The organism is Pseudoflavonifractor sp. HNCC25GI2, from assembly GCF_058136395.1.
On sequence record NZ_JBYUOW010000015.1, the window covers coordinates 1 to 16,522 of the forward strand.

The following is a 16,522-nucleotide window of genomic DNA, read 5'->3' on the forward strand; positions in this document are numbered from 1 at the left end:
ATTTTTAAAAATTGGACTTGACAATTGAGTAAAAACGGATATAATACTTACTGTTGAAAAGACGGTAACGAGCGAAAAGCTCTGGTTTTCGTTGGTTACTTTCTTTTCAAAGAGAAAGTACAGTTGGTGTTGATTAGAGCGAGGGTCCACCCGTTCCCATTCCGAACACGGAAGTTAAGCTCGCTTCTGCCGAAGATACTTGTCTGGAGACGGACCGGGAAAATAGGTAACGCCAACACAAGGGTCCGGTCCAACCGGACCGGACCCTTTCACATTCCTCAATAGCTCAGTCGGTAGAGCATGCGGCTGTTAACCGCAGGGTCGTTGGTTCGAGTCCAACTTGGGGAGCCAGGAAGCGGCTTGCCGCCAATCATGACGGCAAGCCGCTCTTTCCGAAATATCGTGTGAACGGCTATGGGCCTTTAGCTCAGTTGGTTAGAGCAGCCGGCTCATAACCGGTCGGTCCACGGTTCGAGCCCGTGAAGGCCCACCACATAGGGGTATAGCTCAGCAGGTAGAGCAGCGGTCTCCAAAACCGCGTGCCGAGGGTTCGATTCCTTCTGCCCCTGCCATGTTAATAACAGAGCAATCTGTTTTTATAAAAAGTAGGATTTAAATGGCTCGGTAGTTCAGTTGGTTAGAACGCCGGCCTGTCACGCCGGAGGTCGAGGGTTCAAGTCCCTTCCGAGTCGCCATTTAATAACTCCAGCCGGATGGCTGTTTGAATAGCCCCCGGGAATCCCCGGGACGCCTTGGAAATTCCAGGTTTGGCCTGTTCAACATAGTTCCCCTTTGGGGGACAAACATGCTGCTATAGCTCAGTCGGTAGAGCGCATCCTTGGTAAGGATGAGGTCGGCAGTTCGAATCTGCCTAGCAGCTCCAAGAAAACCACTTAAATCTTCGGATTTAAGTGGTTTTTCTTTTGGCTTTTTATTTAACCACATAACAAGCCATAGGCAGAGAAGAACAGGCCTCCGAAGGTACTTCGGAGGCCTGTTGCTTTTTTATTTGTCATTCCTTACAGCTACAGTCGTTCTTTTTCCGCGGCAATCTCCACCTTCATTTGCTCAATGAGTTCGGCTAACAACCACTCACATTCTGCTCGGTTCTTTGCGTAGACATTGCGGACGTGATTTTGCCGTCTGGCCGTATGGGAGAGCAGCGTCCTTCACAGAGGTGATCGCTGCTCTGACTGATGCAGTCGGTATCTGGCTTGCGCCGTTGGCCCTTATAAGCCTGAAAGGTGCTGGGCACAATAAAGACTTTGCGGCGTGTATGTAGCTGCGTTGGTAGAGCATCAAAAGCATATTATTGTTATTGGTAATGTTAATCCCGCTGCAACTTCAAAGAGCAGCTCCGAAGTTATGTCCATGCTCACGTGCAATCAGTATGTGCGCTCATCCGCACTTGGTGCACTTGGATTTTGCAGTGGCCGCATGGGTAAATTGACTTTTTTTTAGAATAGTATAATAATATTTTGTGACACTTTCATAAAACCAAACGGCTTTTTTCTGTGTCTTATTATCTGTAGCTGTATGGGAAGTCGTTTTATAACTGTGTCAGCAATTTACAGCTTTTGCGCCGCCGTACACACTGTGGAGAAACGGCGGAAAAAGAGAGAAACGTTCTAGCTTGGAAGGGAGAATGTGTTATGAATCAATCGTTCCGGTTTGGGTATGCTGCAGGACAACAAGCGGTCAACCACTTATCAAACATGACAAGGCAGGAGGCGTCTCAAAAAATACCATCTGTCATTTTATCGGTTCTAACTTTTGTCCTGGGTTTTCTGCTTGCTGAAAGTATGGCTACATTTGGCTGGTATATGGTATTTGACATGCTGGAGGCTTGGGCGATCATTTGCGTTTTGTGGTTTATTCCTTGCTTGGTGATTCTTTTGCTGCGGCTCGGAAGCACCCTTGTGAAGAAGAAAATGATCTTCCGGTACGTGGGGAAGAATATGGGCCTTTACAGCGTGGCCAGCATAGCGGTCTTCAGTGTTGTTGCTGCGATTCTGGGACGTATTTACAATGGAGATAGTTCCTCCATAATGGTATGGATTTTACCTGTATTTCCCATCACGCTCCCTATTTGGCTGAACCGTCGTTTCAAGTTTGTTCTTACAAAGGGAGCGAGAGCGGTGGAAGAACAATATTCCGCCTATCAGCATGAGAGAATGAACCTGTTTCTTGCCCGGGCAAAAGAGCATTTTGGGTTGGATTCGTTTACACCGCAGATTTTCGAGGGGTATACTCATTATGACCTGGTGAAGGAAGCAGCTTCTGCTCCAGCAAGCATGTTTTATTATGATGACAATATCTATAAAGCCTTCCGCGAATCCGCTGAGGACCAGACAATCTATGTCATCAATGAAAATCGGCCGGCAGCCATTGATAAGATTTTAAGGAATACACTGGCCGGATTCACGGATGAGGACACTGGAGTGGCCTTCTGGGTTCGTGGAGCCGGTATCGTATCACAGTTTCGGCGTCTTGTAGTGGGCTCCCAGGAGCTGACACGGACGGGATTTCTTGCCTCAGATGAATTTCTGGACTGCCGGAGAAGAGAGATTGAACAGCTCGTTCAGTACCGGGTTCAAATGTACCAGAAGGACTACGATGGTATTGTGACCGGCCTGGAGGGCGAGGAACGTTTGGCGGAGGCGCTGGAGCTGCATCGCGATGCCTTGTGGCACAGAGAAGGGGTGCGTCTGGAATTTGACGACGGGAATGTGAGTGTGGAGCTGGACAGCATTGTGATCACCACATCCGGGATTTTTGCTTGTGAGGTTAAAAATTACGGCCAGGAAGGAAAGTACAAGATCGTAATCGAAGCGGACGGTGCGTGGTATCGGGAATATCCGGCCAAAAAGCCGGGAGAAGCGCCCCACCGGGAAGTGATGAAAAACCCCTATGCACAAAATGACCGGCATGTGGCATACCTTGAGAAATTTGCAAACGAGATCCTCGGCCGCACACAGGAAGACCGCATCCAGGTCCATAATTTGATTGTACTGGGCAATGACCAGGCAGAGCTGGTTTGTGATCCCAGGGCAGAACAAAATATTTGCCGTGCAACAACAGTTTACAGCCAGATCAGCCGTTATCGCGAGCAGGTGCTGACGAGTGAGGAAATACAGAAGCTGAGCCAGGCGCTGGCAGATCACTGCAAGCCGCCCAAGGCATATGCGCTGACGGATTTCAGCGAGGAGATAAATCGGTTAGCCCGCTCCTATCGTCAGCTGTATGGCTATGCGGCAGACCTCAGCCAGAAATTGGAGGCCTGCTATAAGCGGTATCCCGACCCTGATTTGCCCCAATAACAACCATAAAACATATGAAATTACATTCCATGGCATTAGGAGGTATAAATTATGATGAAAAAGATGCTTGCATACGTCCTTGCACTCTGCGTGGCACTGGCTTTGTCAGCCTGCGGTGCTTTGCCTGGAGGGAGCGGCTCCTCCACGCAGGAAAGCGGCAGCGCTTCCTCCGTGGGCAGCGTCCAGATCCAGCAGCCTCAGGACGAGCCGGAGCCGGAGCGAACCTTCCGTATTGACGCCAAGGAAGAGACGGTCTGGTATGAGGGATACAGCAGTGAGCAAACCCGAAGCTTCCGTTATGAATACGATGAAGCCGGCCATCTGATCCGAATTGTCCCAACAGAGGGTGAAAACGCGGCTGCCAAGTGCTATGACTATGACGAGGCCGGCCATCTGATCCGGGAGTACGACTCGGATGAGATTTTTATCACCGAGTATACCTATGACGACCAGGGCCGCCAGGCGAGCACCACCGAAATATACGATGGCAGTGTTTTGTCTGTGGAAACTTATTACTACGACAACCAGGGCCAGAAGATGATGGTTGACGAAGAGGGAATCTTCCAGGGGGAACCGGGCGATTACACAGCCACCACTCTGTTCAGTTATGACGACAACGGACGTCTGGTTCAGGAGGAGCGTACCGCTATCAGCCAGCTCGTAGATGAATATAAGTCTCAGGAGCTTTCCCGCACAGAATATTGCTACCAGACCGATGGGAAGCTTACAGAGCGGCGGACCTATTCCGGGGAAAAACTGACGTCTAAGACGACGTATACCTATGACCAGGAAAAGCTGAGCATCCAGAGCACCGAATATGAGCCCTCCCGTGAAACCGAAGTGCTCAACTTTGAATACGACGACTACGGAAATCTGACCCGGGAAATTACCATTCGGCTCAATGACAAAGGGGCGCAGATGTCGCGCGTTACCTGTGAATATACCTATACCGAGGTGACCGCCTGATGGTACCCAGCCGCCTTATTCGCGCAGTTTCTCATCTATGAGCCCCCCTTGCAAGGCCGCCGGGACTTGGTACAGTCTGATCCACGACAGCCTGGAGCAAGATGCGGCGCAAACAATCCTCAGCCGAGCTCAGGTTCAGTATCTCTTAAACCGGCTGAAGGCAGAACACCTCTTTTCCGCGCCGCCCCCAAATAGTTCAATCCAGGGCAGCCCTCCCCAGTGAAGAAGCTGTCCCTGCCGGCAGTCAAGGCTATATGTGCATAAAAATGCCCCCCGCTTCGGCGGGGGGCATAAAGCATGGTTCGGAGTACCGGGGAATTTTATTCCGGTTCTACGATCACTTCAAATGAGATCGTATCACTGGTCTCATAGCCGATCCTTGTGATGGTAAAGTGAACGGTGCCGGTAATGGTGGCGGTGCCGGGGGAAACGGCAGTAACAAGAGTAGACGGCATGTCAGTGGTGGCTTCCACCTGTGCCACAGAGGGATCGCTGCTGGTCCATGTCACATAATCCAGTGTGGTTCCACTATAAATACCATAGGGCGACACACTATTCACGCGGGTTTGACCAGACTTCAAGGTCATGGGCGAACTGGAAGGCTCGTAATCCCAGTGGAAGTGATCCTCTACGGTTACAGGAATATGAGCCTGATAGTTTCCGTCCTGAGGGAATGTGATGATGATCTCCGCCTGTCCCGGACGCAGCAAATAGGCCACTTCATTTTCATCCACATAGACAACTGACGGATCAGTAGAGGAATAAATGATACTGTCAAACGGAGTCTTTCCAGAGTAGACAGAAACAAGGCCGCCGCATACCTTGCCATAACCGCCGGTGATTGAATCGTAGGCCAGCTTGAGCTGAGAGGGGCCTGTCGGTTCCGGTTCCGGCTCGGGTTCGGGCTCAGGGACAGGTTCGGGTTCCGGTTGGGGGTTCGGCTGAGGTTCCGGCTCCGGCTGGGGTTCTGGTTCGGGAGCGGGCTCCGGCTGAGGTTCCGGCTCGGGCTGAGGCTCTGGTTCCGGTCCCGGCTGGGGCTCCACGTCAGGACCCTCTTCGATTATCGGATCCACAACCTCCACCGCCGGCGGGGAAACCGGGTCCACCGGAGACGGCTCCGGCCGGTCGAGCAGGAGGGCACCGCCAATGGCACCGGTCAGCACGACCCCGGCGACCGCGGCAGCGACCCCTTTGTGGGCCAGCACGGCGGTCAGAACATTTCCGGCGGATGTGGAGGAACCGGCCCCCGCTGCCCCCGCTGCGGCAGTACCCTTTGCAGCGCCCGCCGCACCTGCGGCCAGGGCGGAGGAACTGCCTGCCAGGGCCGCTTGGACACAGGCGCTGCTTTGGGCTGCAGACAGGCCGCCCAACAGGGCGTCCTGCTTGAGAATGTAGGCCAGGAAAGGCAGCGGCGCCAGGCCATAGAGCTTGATGCCCTGAGCGGCGTAGCGGTCCACACCCGCCTTGATAGCCTTGCGAGCGTAATTGAGCCGGCTTTTCACCGTGCCCTCAGAGGTCTCCAGAGCGGCAGCAATCTCCTTGACCCCCATCTCATCGTAATAATACATCAGGACGCACTGGCGTTGGGCCTCAGGCAGCGCATCTACCAGCTCCACAATCATGCGGCGGCTTTCTTCGCTGTCCAGGGCCTTATCCGGAACCGCCTGATCATCCAGCGTCTCATAAGTATCCAGCAGGCTGTTTCCCTCCTCGTCCTCGGGAAACTGCACCTCCCGCCGGTTTCCACGGGACAGGGCGTTGCGGCACTGGTTAGCGGTCATGGTGCTCAGCCAGCCCCAGAACGCCGCCGGCTCCTTCAGTGTATCCAGTTTGCTCAGCATGGAGATCAAGACTTCTTGGGTGGCATCCAGCGCATTCTCCTCATGCCGCAGCATCTTTTTACAGTGGTAATACACACGGTTCTGAACGGCCAGGACCAGAGCTTTCTGGGCCCGGCTGTCGCCCTCCCGGCAGCGGGCGATCAGGCCGGCTAAATCTGTCTTTTCCATTCCCCTTCACACCGTCTTTCCTTCGTGGTCAAATCCATAAAATATGTGCCTTTCAGCGCAGACAGGTCTGGGTATAGCGTACTGCCCAGGATGAGATTTGTCAATTATCCCCGGCGACGAGCTGGGGATAATTTTTTTTGAAATTTTAAAACCAAACTTGCCTCTCCTGTTTCTATATAATCAGAAGCTGGTAATCCGGCGCTTCCAGTAACTCCCGCTCGTTGGGAATGAGAAAATAAAAAGAGAGGATTTGAACGTATGGCATTTTTTGAACAGCTTGGAAAGAAGCTTTCCGACGCGGGCCAGGGAGTGGCCCAGCAGACCAAAAACTTTGCGGATGTGGCACGGCTGAACAGTGCCATCTCCGACAAGGAGAAGCAGATCGCCCAGTTGTACCAGTCCATTGGTCAGGCTTACTACCAGCGCCACCAAGACGATGCGGCTCCGGACTTTCCGGCGGAGACAGAGCAGATCAAAAAACTGCTGGAGGAGATCAACCAGAACCAGGAGGAGATCAAACAGATCAAGGGCATTGTAAAGTGTCCCAACTGCGGCGCGGACGTGCCGGTCCAGGCCGCATTCTGCAACGCCTGCGGCACAAAAATGGCGCCCAGTGTACCGCCTGCCCAGGTGTCTGCCGAGGAAATGCGCATCTGTCCCGCCTGCGGTGCGATGTTGGGAAAAGACAACCTGTTCTGTACCCACTGCGGGACCAAGCTGGAAGAGAAAGAAAATCAGGAGGGATAAATGATGTATTGTGGTAAGTGTGGAGCGAAGAACGAATCCGGCGCCGCTTTCTGCGGCTCCTGCGGCGCGCCTTTGGGCGCGGAAAGACCCGGCACCGCCGCTGCGGCGGAGGTTGCCCCCAAGCCTGCCGTCGGACAGAGTGCCAGTAAAAACAAAAAAATCGGCATAATCGCCGCGGCCGCTGTGGCCATTGCGCTGGTATTTGCCGTATTCTCTCTGTTTGGCGGGAGAAGCGATAAGGCTGTGGCGGAGCAGCTTTTTGATGCTGTGTTGGCCCAGGACGAAGAGGCTCTCATGGACTTGATTCCCAAAGATATGCTGAATACAGTGATGGAGGAGGAAGGCTATGATAAGGACAGTCTTCGCGCGGAGTTCCGTGCTATGTCCAGCAGCATGCTGACCGAACTGCTCCCCCAGGACATTTTCGGCGACCAGCTGGATTTCTCCTACAAGGCAATTGGTTCCACTGATACAGAGCCCAGCCATTTGTCCGATGTTCAGGAAAGCTACAAGGAGTACGGTGTGAAAGTCTCTGGCGCCAGGGAGGTGCAGGTCGAATTTACCCTGCGGATGGACAGCCTGAATCTTGAAGAAAGCGACACGATCAATGTTCCTGTTATAAAAGTCGGCGGAACATGGTATCTGGATATCCTAAACCTGTAATGATTCATTTCACCACGTTAAGGAGGTCGTATTATGAAACGAACGGTTATAGCGCTGGCATTGGCAGGTTCCATATGCCTTGGAATCAGTGTTCCTGTCTCGGCAATCAACACCCCGTTTCGAGATGTCCCTGCATCCCATTGGGCGCTTGAATATATCCAGACAGCCGCCCAAAATGGATGGGTCAGCGGGGATGAAAAGCACAGGTTTAATCCCGAACAGCCGGTAACCGGGGCAGAGTTCATTACCATGATCACCCAGATGCTCTGTCCGGATGAAATTCAGGCAGGTGCCGCCGGAAACATGTGGTATCATCCCTATCAGGCAGCGGCGAATCGGCACCATCTGCTCTCTAATTCAGCGCTTGACTTAAACAACAAAATGTCTGATGCGCTTAATCGCCAGGAGATGGCCTTTATCTTGGCACAGGCATTGAATGAATTCGGCGCACAGCCTGATGCGGATGGAAGCTTGGGGGTACAGAATAAGATCCCGGATTTTGATGCCATTCCCGATGCGTTCCAGTCCAGTGTGTGGCTGGTATATCAGTCTGGGGTTATGGCCGGAGTAGATGATGACGGAACATTTGCCGGGAGCCAGAATATGACCCGGGCACAGGCGGCGGTGGTGCTGTGCCAGCTGCAGAAGCTGCAATCATCTGACTCTCAGCCCACGGGCTCTCAAGGTCAGGATAAGGAGGAGACCGGTCCGTCGGGCTTGCAGCCGGAAGAGCAAGTTACCATTGGACAGGTGGTCGTAGAACCCTATGACGGCGGAGAGACCATCCTCTACATTCCATCCAGCGGTATTTGGACCGGCGAGCATGGCGATCGTACCTATGGATTTGTGGTTGACAGCATCGCTGACGTTGAGGAGGTCTTCGCTGAAGTGATGGACTGCTACCCCAAATCTCTGACCTTTTTCTCCACAAAGGAGCTGGATTTTGATCCCGCCGCCATTTGTGCGCCCTATGAGTTTTCCCACGGGCTGCTTCCCCGGGTAAAGGGAATCTGCTATGACTACTATAAGTGCGTTCCGGTCTCCCTGGACAGCCCATACAGGAAATCTGCGGGTGATTACTATGAATACCGCATGGATCTGCGCTATGGCGCGGCAGGCTATGTCAAGATGTACCGGGAGGGCATCATCCGTGAGCTGCCAAGTCAGGAGGATTTCCTGGGAATCGTCAGGTATGCCGACTATGAGCCTCTGCTGAATGCGGTGGAGGAGATCGAAGCACAGTATGGCATCACTGCCGCTTCCCGTGACTATGATAAGGTATTTGCGATTTATCAGTATGTGACATCCAACATCAAGTATGACTATTATATGGCTTCTTTGAGCGGAATGGACCTTACCAACTATTTGGGGACTGTTCCTTACCCGGCGGAAATCAATTTTGCCTTGACCTACAAAAAGGGCGTCTGCTTTGATTACTCCCTGCTGTTCAAAGAACTGTGCTGTGCCTTCGGTGTGAACTGCTACTACGCAAACGGGACTGCGGGCAGCCCCCACGCCTGGAATATCGTAGAGGTAGACGGCACATATTATCAAGTGGACGCCACCTGGGATGCCGGTAAGAGTCCGGAGCAGTATCGGTATTTCCTGGTCAGTGACCGCACCATGGCCCGCGACCACACCTTGGAGACCCCGAGTTACCTATATAACCTTCCTTCCTGTCCGTTTGACTACTGAGCTTCAATATCTTTGGATTGATCATATCAGGGAATGAAATAACACCCTCCGTATCAATCCGGAGGGTGTTATTTTTGAACGCGATTTGCATAGGCAATCTGGATTTGCTCAGGTTCCACATATCTTTTGAAATTTTGAAACTGATATGACGAAAGGGAAAATAGTAACATATCTACAAAAATTCGCCCTAAACAGAAATGCTGTAGAAACGGATCAATATCTTCCCAGAACCTATCAATGGTAGTTTTAAAATAAGAGGATTGATTACACCTAAAACCCTATTCTGCCTTCTATAGCTGCTCTTCCTATATGTTCGCAGCCATATCTGTTTTGTCCCAGGTAATTTTAGCACAAAGCTCTCTTATAATTAAGACTTTGACCCTGTGAAACATTTGTGCGTGTTATCGATGCTAACAGCGTATTAAAAGTGTCGTGGGTAAAAGAGCGAAGAAAATAGATGTTCTATTGTTGCAACGGGTAGACAGGTTATAGGCGTTTTCTTTGTATGGCTATCTTTGCGCGTGCTTCCTGTCGTTGCGTGTCAAAATATTTTGACTATACAAGTAGCCACAGAGACAGTTGGAACAACCGAAAGTCCTTCGCGTCAAAAGTGTTGAAAAGTAATCTACTTGGAGCGGAAATGCCTATAAATTGTAAAAAATAGAAAAATTAAAGTTTTGCGTTAGTAAGGATGAAACCGGCAGTTCGAATCTGCCTAGCAGTTCCAAAAAGCCTCGAGAACTTTGGTTCTCGAGGCTTTTTTGTTTCAAAAGAGGAGAAGACACGCACTGGCAGAAAATAGTTTCTATCCGGTACGTGTTTTGCGCTTTCTTCAGGATATTAGGAGAAATGGCAGGGTGCTGCTATTTCCGAAGGAAACCTTAATGGAACAAATTGCTCGAGATGTTGACAGATGTAGACTGTGATGCTACAATGTGTTTACAGATATAAACAGAAAGGAGGGTGAAAATGGAAAAGGGAACCAGCCTGACCCAGGCAGAATGGAGCGTGATGGAGTGCCTTTGGGAGGCGGGGCCGCTTACCGGGCGGGAAGTGACCCAGAGGATGGAGAAAAGCTGCGGTTGGAGCCGGAGCACTACCCTCACCCTGCTGAGCCGTCTGGAGAGCAAGGGGGCGTTGGAGAGCGTCCCGGCGGAGAAGGGGCCCAAGGTATTTTCTCCCCTTCTGCGGCGGGAGGATGCTGCACTGGAAGAGACGAAGGATTTTCTCAGCCGGGTCTATCAGGGTAGCCTGAGCCTGATGGTCAGTGCGCTGACCAGGAAACAGGCCCTGTCCCGGGAGGAATTGGATGAGCTTTACGAGCTACTGAAAGGATTGGAGGAGGAGCGGCGTGATTGAATGGGCGATTACCTCCAGTGTGTTGATTTTAGTAGTGACGGCTTTGCGTCGTGTGCTGATGGGCAAGATCAGTCTGCGGGTTCAGTACGGGCTGTGGGCGCTGGTTCTGGTACGGTTGCTTTTGCCGGTAAGCCTTGGAGAAACGGCCTGGAGCGTTCTGAATCTGACCCAGCCTGTGCTGGATGGGGAAGGACACGCTGCCGTTTCCTGGCCGGGAGAGGCGGACCGTGTGACACCGGAGTTGCCCACAGTGATTCCGAAGGATGAGACTGACCCCCAGCTGTCCATAGTGGAGCCTGATACATCCTCCACACAGAAGCTTCCTCAGGTAGATTCTGCCGCATCTGAGGTTCCGGAGCGCGCGGATAAGGTGGAACGGGGACTGACCGTGCTTTGGGCAACGGGGGCCGTGGGCCTTGGCTTGTGGTTCCTGTGGGTCAATGTGCGCTTTGCAGGGAAGCTCCGCCGCAGCCGCAGGCCGCTTTCTGTGGAGACGTGCTCTCTGCCCGTGTATGTGGCCGGGGTTGCGCAGACCCCGTGTCTCTTTGGGGGACTTCATCCCTGCATCTATGTGACGGAAGAGGTGGCGGCGAATGAAACCATCCTGCGTCACAGTCTGGCCCACGAGCTCACTCATTATCACCATAAGGACCACCTCTGGGCAGTGCTGCGGGGGCTGTGTCTGGCGCTTCACTGGTACAACCCCCTGGTGTGGCTGGCCGCCGCTCTGTCACGGCGGGACGGGGAACTGTGCTGCGACGAGGCCACAGTTCGCAGCCTGGGAGAGGGAGAACGGGCCGCCTATGGCCGTACCCTGCTGGCGGTCACCTGCCAGGGGCGGGGAAACTCCTTGCTTGCCGCTACCAGCATGACGGGCAGCGGGAAGGGGATCCGGGAGCGCATTGTCCTGCTGGCCAAGCATCCCCGGACCGCAGTTTACACCTTGGCGGCGGTGCTTCTGATTGCCGCCGCGGCGGTGGGGTGCACCTTCACCGGGGCGGAGCAGGAGGAAAAAACGGTGCCGAATCAGGTTGAGATGGTACAGGTACTCAGCTCCTTCCTGCCGCCCGAGCCCGTTACCGACCCAGAGACGGTAACACACCTGTGGGAACTTTACCAGGGCTTTACCTTTGAGGGTACGGCAGAAGGACTGGACCAGGACAATGTGTGGAGCATTACAGTGGACTTTTCCTGGGAGAACAGCCAGCGGACAGAGCGCTTTACCATTTTCCGGGGCGGGCTGTGCACGTTGGGAGAGGACTATGAGACCTACCATGTTCTGAAGGACGGCGCGGAGCTCTACCAGGAGTTTGAGACGGTCTTTGACCGGCAGATGGAGCTGAGCGGAGAGGAGGATAACCCGAACGGAACCGCTGCCTCCGCCGGACTGGATGAGAACTTCTATCTGCTGCTGAGCGACTGGTACGACGCCCGGTATTCGGGCAAACGCTGGTATTTCCAGGGAAATCAGCCCGGCCAGCCGCAAGAGGGGGACATCCTCCTGGGACCGGTTGACTATCAAGGCGGGGAGGTCTACCTCAACGAGAGCACCGGTGAGGTCTGCGTGGTGGAGGTGTCCCGCTATGAAGAGGGGCAGTTCCGTGCGCTGCCCGATCCCCACACCCTGGTGCTCCATCGTGGGCAGGACGGCAGCTTCCAGGGGGTTCTGGGGGCGCTGGAGCGGGATACCGGAGCCATGACGGCGGAGGACATTGTTCTGAATGTGGCCCTGGGGCTGCTGGATGCCGATGTTTCCCTGCGGCGGGACGGGTATCCGTTGCCCGTTGGGCCGGGGACCTGGACCTGGGAGGAGCTGTTTCACCCCGTCTACGACGGAGAGCCGGAGGTGCAGACCCTGCCGGACTATGAGCCCATTTATGCCGAGGGGGACCGCTGGGAGCGGTGGAGCGTGGAGGGATTTTCCGCCCTGTACTACTGCGCCGTCCAAGAGGACCGCTGGTCGGCCAATACCATTGACGTAACCCGCGCCGATCTGTTTACCCCCCGGGGAGTCCGGGTGGGGGATAGCCGGGAGCAGGTGCTGGCGGCCTATCCCGAGGCCCTCACGGGGGACTACTGGGGCCGGTACCCGGAGGAACCCGACCTGCTGGCCTATGTGGCCTGGAACCCCCACGCCCCGGGGGAGATCAGCGACCTGTCTCAGCTGGAATTTTACGAGGGATTGGGGCCTGCTATTCTGTTCTTCTTTGAGGGAGACACCCTGCGGCAGATTACCCTGACCAACATGTTTAACTGAGGGAGCGGGCGGGGAGAAATACGGAAGTTTGACACTGGTTCCCACGAAAAGAAGAAATGTGTAAGCGCGCCGGACAGGAGGAACTCCTGTCCGGCGCGCTTGTCTTAAGCAGAAGATTCAGAAAGCTGCCTGCTGCAGTGGAGCATAACATTTCTGGAACATGGCTCCACACGCGGCATTTATTCCTCCGGAGTAAAATCCTCTTACTGATCGATACTTGCAGGCAACGTCATGTTCTGATAGCGCTGCTGCATGGCATCGTCGCTGTACCAGGTATCCAAAACGAATTCCAGCTGATTGCTGGGCATCTGGCCCTGGCTGCGTTCATTCATACGCAGAAATGCGGCGGCGGAGAGGGCTATATCGAACGTGAGCAGCACAGCCAATCCTGCGGCGGCAGTCCGTCCGCTTTTGATAGATACTTTTTCCATCTGACGCAGGAGATACGGGACCAGATGCTCGATCCATACCAGGCCTGCCAGCCCCCAGAAAACTGCATACAGCAGGTTCGTGCGGCCGTCCAGATTCAAGGGGAGGTTGGAGTAGTCCCAGAAAAGGCGGTGGTATGTCAGCTCCAGAAACAGGCTGGCCAAATATTCGAAGCAGCCGCCCAGAATGGCGCCTCCCGCAAAAACAGCCCAGGCTCCGTATCGGCGCAGCGGGAAAAGAATCAAGGTCATCAGCAGCGCACCCAGCCCCCAAACCAGGCTTACTGCGCCATAGAGCAGGCTGCTGCGGCTCATCAGAACGCCGGTGCTGAGCCAGACAAACCCCATTTCAAACAGGCATCCGATAAAGGAACTGCCCAGGAACAAGAAAAACCATTTGTACCAACTGAGGCGGGGAATTTGAAAGGGTCCGGAGGCAGAGGCTGCGGAGATAAGGATCAGAGCGATAAGGGCTGTAAGGATCATAAAAGTGGTCATATGGTTACCTGCTTTCTGGCATTGGAGGAACGGGTGGGGACTCTGCTTTGTCTATCATCATGGTACCATGCAGGGGGGAAAAGCTCGGTTGTCCATACAACCGGGCGGGATTGGATGGAATATAAAACCAGGACGCGCCGGCGTCCTGGTTTTGGAAAGCGGATGGGCTTGCGATGTTACGGCGCTCACGGAGCAGAAGGGGTTTTTCTGGACATCAGAGCCGTGATGAGGTCGCTGATGCCGTCGGCCACAAGGGCGGCGCCGAAAATCATGATGACGAGCTGGGCGGCATGGAAGGGATTGACCACCAGCAGGATTCCCAGAATTGCAGGAATGAGGGAAGAGAGAAGCAGGGGGATGAGGGCAGGGGACTTGACCTGAACGGCGGCAATGACCAGAGGAAGTTTTCCCACACCGTCCACCAGGAGAAGGGCGCCCAGCACCAGAGGGAGGAAGGAGAGAATCGCCTGGGGCCACAAGATGGCGAAGACGGAGAAGGCGATGGGGAGAACGGTTAGGAAGAGGTCCCCCCCAGAGGCCTGCCCACTTTTGCGCCCCTGAATATACCGCCACAGGTGACTGACTGCGTAGGCCGCAGCACCCGCGGCCAGCGCCCATACAAAGACAGAGCCGCTGATTCCGGGGAAGAGGAGCAGAGGAATGCCCAGAAGCATGTAGAGCAGAGCGATCCAGACACAGGCGGTCCGGGACCAGAAGAATTGCAGTGTCATAATAGTTACCTCCTTAAAAGTGGGGAAGAAATGTGAGAATAATCAGGGGTGGAGCGGGAAGCCGGTCTGTGTCAGACCAGCGCGTAATCTTGCAGCAGTTCCAGAAGGGTAGTCCCGTCCAGCTTATCCAGCCCGGCACGCAGGGTTATCTTCAAATGGAGGGGGAGCTTCATCTCTGTCAGCTTGCGGCCGTCCAGCAGGTAGTGTGCCGCATTGAGCAGGCAGCGGACATCATAGACGGAGTTGTATACTTCCGGTACACCCCGCTCTACATTCAAGAGGGTGTAGACTGCCTCCATAGCGGTGCGGACGGAGTATTCCGTGGTAAAGATGGTGTCCCGCTGGGTCTGGGCGAACTGGCCTAAGAAGGCGAAGTTGACACAGCCTTCCGGAACCACATCCGGGCGGTCCCCTGCGGCGCGAGGCATGAAGAAGGCGGTGACGTAAGGCATCATGCAGGGGATGGTGCTGGCGCTCTTCCGGGCCAGCTCTTCGATGAGATTTTCAGGCACGCCCAGATGGTACAGCCACTCCATACAGATTTCGGTCCCGGTGCACTCCTCCATAGGTTTCCCTACGTAGTCCCCCGGCTCGTTGGGGTAGAGTCCATAGATCCAGCCCACAAGCTGTTCCTTGGGCTGTGCTTTGAAATGGGGCTGGCGGTTGAAGGTCCAGCTCATCAACCAGGCGGAGTCTTTTACCGTTACAATTCCACCGGTTACCACCTTGCCCGAGTAGGGATCCCGCTGACAGATTTCCTGGACATAGGGGGCGATCCTGTCATCCAAGAGGGTGACGGTAGCGGATTCCCACTTGGTGGCCTGGATATTGGAGCAGAACTTCTCCGGGCGGCCGAAGAGGGGATTTTGTACCGCAATGCGGTTCCACAGCTCCCAGCTGCTTCCTTCACCGTCCGTCACGCGCAGCTTGGGGGGATGCTCGTTGTCACCGAGGGCCGAGCTCTCGGTGCAGGAGCCGTTGGTGACGAACACCAGGTCGTTTTCGGTGAGCTCCATCACCTCTTCCGTCCCGTCGCGGACCAGAATCAGCTGGTGGGCAACCTTTTTGTCCGGCAGGAAGTGGAAGAGCACGTTGGTCACCTTGACACCGTAGTGGAACTGGACACCGTGTTCCTTCAGGTAGGACACCAGGGGAAGGATGAGAGATTCATACTGGTTGTACTTGGTGAATTTCAGGGCGGACAGGTCGGGGAGCCCGCCGATGTGGTGGAGGAACCGCTGCAGATACAGCTTCATTTCCAGTGCCGAGTGCCACTTTTCAAAGGCAAACATGGTCTGCCAGTAGAGCCAGAAGTTGGATTGGTAGAACTCCTCGTCCAGCACATCGTCAATGGCCTTGTCGTAGAGCTCCTCGTCCGGGGTAAAGAACAGGCGCATCAGTTCCAAAGCGGCCTCGTCGCTGAGGTCAAACCGGTTTCCGGTGTTGGCGCTTTCGCCCCGTTCCAGGGTGGCCCGGTTTTTGGAGAAATTGGGGTCGTCCTTGTTCAGCCAGTAGAACTCGTCCAGAACGCTGGCGTTTTCCACCTCCAGAGAGGGGATGGAGCGGTACAGGTCCCAGAGACATTCGTAGTGGTTTTCCATTTCCCGGCCGCCTCGGATGACAAAGCCCAGCTCAGGGATTCGCAGGCCGTCGCAGGCGCCGCCGGGGAGGGGGGCCTCCTCCAGAATGTGGATATGGTCGCCGGGCATCTGGCCGTCCCGAATCAAAAATGCGGCGGCGGACAGACTGGCCAGACCGGAGCCAACCAGCCAAGCGGACTTGGTCTCCACGTCCTTGGGCTTGCGGGGGCGGGCAAATGCTTCATAATTTCCATTGGTATAGTACATAA

At 54.5% G+C, this 16,522-nt stretch carries 11 protein-coding genes, 5 tRNA genes, 1 rRNA gene and 2 pseudogenes; 15 read left to right on the forward strand and 4 right to left on the reverse strand.

Translation table 11 applies throughout. The features are described 5' to 3' along the window. Window positions 1-122: 122 nt before the first annotated feature. The 8 genes from rrf to AC3YUO_RS12605 all read left to right on the forward strand — a co-directional run bounded on the left by rrf (window position 123) and on the right by AC3YUO_RS12605 (window position 4,286). Window positions 123-238, forward strand: a 5S ribosomal RNA gene (rrf, locus tag AC3YUO_RS12570). Window positions 239-275: 37 nt separating this feature from the next. Continuing rightward, window positions 276-351, forward strand: a tRNA-Asn gene (locus tag AC3YUO_RS12575). Between the two features lie 65 nt (window positions 352-416). Continuing rightward, window positions 417-493, forward strand: a tRNA-Ile gene (locus AC3YUO_RS12580). Between the two features lie 3 nt (window positions 494-496). Beyond that, window positions 497-572 (forward strand) — tRNA-Trp (locus AC3YUO_RS12585). 46 nt (window positions 573-618) lie between these two features. Beyond that, window positions 619-695: transfer RNA gene (locus AC3YUO_RS12590), tRNA-Asp, on the forward strand. A 112-nt stretch (window positions 696-807) separates the two neighbouring features. Beyond that, window positions 808-883, forward strand: a tRNA-Thr gene (locus AC3YUO_RS12595). A 769-nt stretch (window positions 884-1,652) separates the two neighbouring features. Further along, entirely contained in the window at window positions 1,653-3,320 is a 1,668-nt protein-coding gene (locus AC3YUO_RS12600; RefSeq protein WP_489963374.1) for a nuclease-related domain-containing protein, read from the forward strand. A gap of 51 nt (window positions 3,321-3,371) precedes the next feature. Then, window positions 3,372-4,286 carry a hypothetical protein gene (locus tag AC3YUO_RS12605; protein ID WP_489963375.1) on the forward strand — a complete coding sequence of 305 codons (915 nt, stop codon included), beginning with the start codon at window positions 3,372-3,374 and terminating at the stop codon, window positions 4,284-4,286. 320 nt (window positions 4,287-4,606) lie between these two features. Here the strand turns inward: AC3YUO_RS12605 and AC3YUO_RS12610 are convergent, their stop codons facing one another. Further along, complete coding sequence (locus AC3YUO_RS12610; RefSeq protein ID WP_489963376.1) at window positions 4,607-6,295, reverse strand: sigma-70 family RNA polymerase sigma factor; 1,689 nt, start codon at window positions 6,293-6,295, stop codon at window positions 4,607-4,609. Window positions 6,296-6,553: 258 nt separating this feature from the next. On the opposite strand from AC3YUO_RS12610, the gene AC3YUO_RS12615 reads away from it, so the two are divergent. From AC3YUO_RS12615 to AC3YUO_RS12645, 7 genes and pseudogenes are all read left to right on the forward strand, one after another. Then, entirely contained in the window at window positions 6,554-7,042 is a 489-nt protein-coding gene (locus AC3YUO_RS12615) for a zinc ribbon domain-containing protein (protein ID WP_489963377.1), read from the forward strand. 3 nt (window positions 7,043-7,045) lie between these two features. Beyond that, window positions 7,046-7,111, forward strand: a pseudogene (locus AC3YUO_RS12620) (zinc-ribbon domain-containing protein); the annotation flags it as partial. A gap of 3 nt (window positions 7,112-7,114) precedes the next feature. After that, window positions 7,115-7,705, forward strand: coding sequence for a hypothetical protein (locus AC3YUO_RS12625; RefSeq protein WP_489963398.1), 591 nt, complete (start codon window positions 7,115-7,117; stop codon window positions 7,703-7,705). 33 nt (window positions 7,706-7,738) lie between these two features. Then, a pseudogene (locus AC3YUO_RS12630) lies at window positions 7,739-7,939 on the forward strand (S-layer homology domain-containing protein); the annotation flags it as partial. Window positions 7,940-8,086: 147 nt separating this feature from the next. Beyond that, window positions 8,087-9,400, forward strand: a complete 1,314-nt coding sequence (locus AC3YUO_RS12635; RefSeq protein ID WP_489963395.1) for a transglutaminase domain-containing protein — start codon at window positions 8,087-8,089, stop codon at window positions 9,398-9,400. A 969-nt stretch (window positions 9,401-10,369) separates the two neighbouring features. Beyond that, window positions 10,370-10,759: a BlaI/MecI/CopY family transcriptional regulator gene (locus tag AC3YUO_RS12640; RefSeq protein ID WP_489963378.1), complete on the forward strand. Its 390-nt coding sequence runs from the start codon at window positions 10,370-10,372 to the stop codon at window positions 10,757-10,759. Further along, window positions 10,752-13,016: a M56 family metallopeptidase gene (locus AC3YUO_RS12645; RefSeq protein WP_489963379.1), complete on the forward strand. Its 2,265-nt coding sequence runs from the start codon at window positions 10,752-10,754 to the stop codon at window positions 13,014-13,016. Before AC3YUO_RS12640 ends, AC3YUO_RS12645 begins: the two co-directional genes overlap by 8 nt. A 203-nt stretch (window positions 13,017-13,219) precedes the next feature. Here the strand turns inward: AC3YUO_RS12645 and AC3YUO_RS12650 are convergent, their stop codons facing one another. The 3 genes from AC3YUO_RS12650 to AC3YUO_RS12660 all read right to left on the reverse strand — a co-directional run bounded on the left by AC3YUO_RS12650 (window position 13,220) and on the right by AC3YUO_RS12660 (window position 16,520). After that, the gene (locus AC3YUO_RS12650; protein WP_489963380.1) at window positions 13,220-13,942 is read right to left on the reverse strand and encodes a putative ABC transporter permease; all 723 of its coding nucleotides are present in this window, start codon (window positions 13,940-13,942) and stop codon (window positions 13,220-13,222) included. 185 nt (window positions 13,943-14,127) lie between these two features. Then, window positions 14,128-14,673, reverse strand: coding sequence for a DUF308 domain-containing protein (locus AC3YUO_RS12655; RefSeq protein WP_489963381.1), 546 nt, complete (start codon window positions 14,671-14,673; stop codon window positions 14,128-14,130). Between the two features lie 71 nt (window positions 14,674-14,744). Continuing rightward, window positions 14,745-16,520 (reverse strand): oleate hydratase, encoded by a 1,776-nt coding sequence (locus AC3YUO_RS12660; RefSeq protein ID WP_489963382.1) that lies wholly within the window; start codon window positions 16,518-16,520, stop codon window positions 14,745-14,747. Between the last annotated feature and the right edge of the window lie 2 nt (window positions 16,521-16,522).

Coding starts and splice junctions, on each gene's coding strand:
- AC3YUO_RS12600 (WP_489963374.1), top strand. CDS start 1,653: ATGAATCAATCGTTCCGGTTTGGGTATGCTGCAGGACAACAAGCGGTC.
- AC3YUO_RS12605 (WP_489963375.1), top strand. CDS start 3,372: ATGATGAAAAAGATGCTTGCATACGTCCTTGCACTCTGCGTGGCACTG.
- AC3YUO_RS12610 (WP_489963376.1), bottom strand. CDS start 6,295: ATGGAAAAGACAGATTTAGCCGGCCTGATCGCCCGCTGCCGGGAGGGC.
- AC3YUO_RS12615 (WP_489963377.1), top strand. CDS start 6,554: ATGGCATTTTTTGAACAGCTTGGAAAGAAGCTTTCCGACGCGGGCCAG.
- AC3YUO_RS12635 (WP_489963395.1), top strand. CDS start 8,087: ATGTCTGATGCGCTTAATCGCCAGGAGATGGCCTTTATCTTGGCACAG.
- AC3YUO_RS12640 (WP_489963378.1), top strand. CDS start 10,370: ATGGAAAAGGGAACCAGCCTGACCCAGGCAGAATGGAGCGTGATGGAG.
- AC3YUO_RS12650 (WP_489963380.1), bottom strand. CDS start 13,942: ATGACCACTTTTATGATCCTTACAGCCCTTATCGCTCTGATCCTTATC.
- AC3YUO_RS12655 (WP_489963381.1), bottom strand. CDS start 14,673: ATGACACTGCAATTCTTCTGGTCCCGGACCGCCTGTGTCTGGATCGCT.
- AC3YUO_RS12660 (WP_489963382.1), bottom strand. CDS start 16,520: ATGTACTATACCAATGGAAATTATGAAGCATTTGCCCGCCCCCGCAAG.